This is a genomic window from Saliniramus sp. (genome assembly GCF_035311605.1).
Lineage (GTDB): Bacteria > Pseudomonadota > Alphaproteobacteria > Rhizobiales > Beijerinckiaceae > Saliniramus.
Genome location: NZ_DATGCW010000034.1, coordinates 1 through 2,938 on the forward strand (window position 1 = coordinate 1; position 2,938 = coordinate 2,938).

Genomic DNA, 2,938 nt, shown 5'->3' on the forward strand with positions numbered 1-2,938 from the left:
GATGCCTGTCCGGCGCTTGCCCAGGGCGCCCTGTCTCTTCCGCAGGATCTGGATTGATCCTTCTGAATGAGCCAGCGCTATTCCCGCTATCGCCGGAAGCGACGTTCCCTTTTAATATGGAAAATGTAACGCTCCCGCGCAAGGGTTTTCGGGTCGCAATCAGCGTGAATCGAAGATGAAAAACGCTGCAGCCCCGGATCGGGGCGGCATTATACGGTTTTATTCCGTAAAACCCGGCCTGCTGCCTACAAATTCCGCAGATAGCTCGCCGGCTTCTGGCTCAATATTCTCCAGGTACCCAGCAATCCCAGTGAAATCGTCACCACGACCGCCAGCACGGCAGCACCTATCGCGCCCTCCCAAACAAAGACGAATTCGAGCTGCATGATGCGCGTGACGATCACCCAGGCCGCCAGTCCACCCGCAATCACGCCGAAGATCGCCGTGACAAAACCGAGTGCGCCGTATTCCAGGGCGTAGGCGCCCAGCAGTCGGGAGCGCGTCGCTCCCAACGTCTTGAGCACGACCGCGTCATAAAGCCGCGCCCGGTGCCCTGCGGCGAGCGCACCGGCAAGCACGAGCACACTCGCCGCCACCGCGACGCTTGAGGCCCCCCGAATGGCGATGGCGAGCTGGCCGACGAGGTTGCTGACGGCCTCCAGCGCATCGCGCACCCTCACGCTGGTGATGGTCGGGAAGGCCTGGCCGATGTCACGCATCAGCGCCGGTTCGCGGGCGCGGTCTTCCTCGTCACCGAAAGTGAGCGTCGCGAGATGCATGTGCGGCGCGCCAGCAAAGGTGTTGGGCGAGAAGACCATGACGAAATTGATGCCCATGGAACGCCATTCGATCTCGCGCAGATTGACGATGCGCGCCTCGATATTGCGGCCGAGCACGTTCACGACGATCGAATCGCCGATCCCGATCCCGAGCCCTTCCGCGATCTCCGCGTCGAAGGAGACGAGATTCTCGTCCGGTGCATCGCCCCACCATGCGCCTTCAACGATGCGCGAGCCCTCCGGGGGCTCCTGCGCATAGGTGATACCGCGATCGCCCTGGAGCACCCAGTTCACGTCTTCCGGCGCATCGATCTCTTCCGCCGGCACCCCGCCCAGCGAGACGATACGCCCGCGCATCATCGGCACGCGCTCCAGCGTCCCGTCCGGAGCAGCGTCACGCATGAAACCCTCAAAAGCCTCGACCTCCGCCGAGGAAATATCGACAAAGAAGAAGCTCGGCGCATTCTGCGGCAGGTTCTCGGTGAGTTGACGGCGCATGTTGGCGTCAATCAGCGCGATCGTCACGAGCAATGTCACGCCGAGCCCCAATGAGAGCACCAGTGAGGGGGTAAGCGCGCCGGGACGATGGATATTGGCGAGCGCGAGACGTGGGCCGGCGCGGCGCGGACGCGGCAGACGGCGCGCCAGCGCCATCAGGCCGGCGGCGACGAGGCGCAGCAGAACGAAGGCGATGGCGATGGCCACGATGAAGATCGACGCCACGCGCGGTTCGTATGCGGCACCCATCGACAGCGCGATCAGCGCCCCCCCGGCTGCGAGCGCCACGGCGATATAGCGCTTGCGCGGCCAACGGCGGTCCCGATCGATCTGGTCGCGAAACAGATGTGTCACCTCGATATCATGCACCCGGCCCAGCGGCAGGATGGCGAAGGCGAGCGCGATCAGCCCGCCATAAAGCGCGGCAATGCCGAGCTGGCTCCAGGCCAGTACCGGCGCGATCGGGATCGGCAGGATGTCGCGCAGGAGAAAGGCCACGACGAAGGGGATGGTTGCGCCGATCACGAGCCCGGCGAGAATGCCCAGCCCGGCGATCGTCATCACCTGCGTCAGATAGATGCCGACCACCTGCCCGCCCGGCGCGCCGAGACCCTTCAGGGTCGCGATCGAATCGCGCTTGCGATCGACGAAACCGCGCACCGCGTTGGCAACGCCCACCCCGCCCACGATCAGGGCCGTGAGCCCTACAAGCGTCAGGAACTGCGCGAAACGCTCGATATTGCGCTGGAATTGCGGATCGGCATTGAGCCGCGAGCGTACCCGCCAGCCGGCCTCGGGGGCGGCTTCGTCGATCGCCTCCTCGACGCGCGCGAGCAGCGCATCGTCGCCGGCCCCGCCGGGCAGCGCAATGCGGTAGGTCCAGCGCACGAGACTGCCCGGCTGGATCAGCCCACTCTCTCGAAGCGCCGGAACGGTCATCAGGAGGCGCGGCCCGAAACCGATCCCGTCCGCGACCTTGTCGGGCTCGGATTGCAGCGCGGCGCGGATCTCGAAACGCGACGTGCCGATGCGGATTTCGTCCCCCGTTTCGAGAGCCAGCCGCGACAGCAGAACCGGATCGGCAACGGCGCCGAAAACACCGTCACGCTCTGCCAGCAATTCACCGATCGGCACCTGCGGCGTGGTGGTGACCTCCCCGATGACGGGATAATCGGGCCCGACCGCCTTGATCTCGACCAGCGCCGAACCGTTCTCATCCGCATGCGCCATGCCGCGCAGAGTGGCGATGGTGGAAATCTCGCCGTGGCTCGCCAGCAGATTACGCTCTGCCGGTGTCGCCTCGCGCTGGAGCAGCGAATAGGCCAGATCACCGCCGAGAATGGTGCGCCCCTCCCGCGCCATGCCTTCGGTCAGCGCGCTCGAGAGCGAGGAGACGCCCGCGATCGCGGCGACGCCGAGCGCGATACAGCCAAGGAAAATGCCGAAACCGCGCAGGCCTGAACGCATTTCGCGCAAGGCCAGACGCAGAACCAGCGGGAGGCGCGAGGCACGCCCGCCGCGCGGGTTGTCTTCGGGCCGAGACAGGGTGCCGTGCATCAATCCGCCTCCCCGCGATCCGCCGCCGCGTTCCCCGCAAGGGTATCGGGCGCCTCGATCCGCCCCGAGCGCAGCCGCACCATCCGGTCGCAGGAGCGCGCCAG

The 2,938-nt window shown here is 66.0% G+C and carries 1 protein-coding gene; it reads right to left on the minus strand.

Annotated features, from left to right (window positions below):
* Positions 1 to 245: 245 nt before the first annotated feature.
* Positions 246 to 2,834 (minus strand): ABC transporter permease, encoded by a 2,589-nt coding sequence (locus tag VKP01_RS01810; RefSeq protein ID WP_324409928.1) that lies wholly within the window; start codon positions 2,832 to 2,834, stop codon positions 246 to 248.
* Between the last annotated feature and the right edge of the window lie 104 nt (positions 2,835 to 2,938).